Genomic DNA, 517 nt, shown 5'->3' with positions numbered 1-517 from the left:
TCCTTTGTTTTTTCTTTTGCCAGTGAGTTTGTTATGAATGCTATTGTCCAAATCCCGCAGCTCTTCCAGGAACAAGATCTGGCCTTCACCTTTGCAGCTCCTGCGCAGCCCAATGCGGAGTTGCTGGTCACCGGGTTCTCGGCAACAGAGCGCCTCAATGGGCTCACGCAGATCCAGATTGAGCTGGCCAGCCCCGACAACGCGCTCGACTTGCATAGCCTGCTGGACACGCCTGCCACACTGACCATTCATCATAAATACGAGGGCCTGCGCCATCTCTCCGGGGTGATCGCTGAGATTGCCCGTGGTAATGAAGGCCATCACCGCACCAGTTATTCGCTGACGCTGCTGCCCAGCCTGCACCGGCTGGCTCATGGCTCTGACTGCCGGATCTTCCAGAAGAAAAGCGTGCCCGAGATCGTCAAGATCCTGCTCAAGGAGCACGGCGTAGAGGATGTGAAGTGGGATCTGACCGAGCCTCATGAGGCCCGCGAATACTGCGTGCAGTACCGGGAAA

1 protein-coding gene is annotated in these 517 nt (G+C 56.9%); it reads left to right on the top strand.

All coding sequences use genetic code 11. The annotated features are described in order from the left end of the window. Positions 1–33: 33 nt before the first annotated feature. On the top strand, positions 34–517 hold a 484-nt coding region (locus PsAD37_RS11320), incomplete at its 3' end, for a contractile injection system protein, VgrG/Pvc8 family (RefSeq protein ID WP_275078315.1).

The organism is Pseudovibrio sp. Ad37, from assembly GCF_001623075.1.
In the GTDB taxonomy this organism is placed as follows: Bacteria; Pseudomonadota; Alphaproteobacteria; order Rhizobiales; family Stappiaceae; genus Pseudovibrio.
Note: the sequence above shows the minus strand (reverse complement) of the source record. Positions and strands in the feature narration are given on the sequence as shown.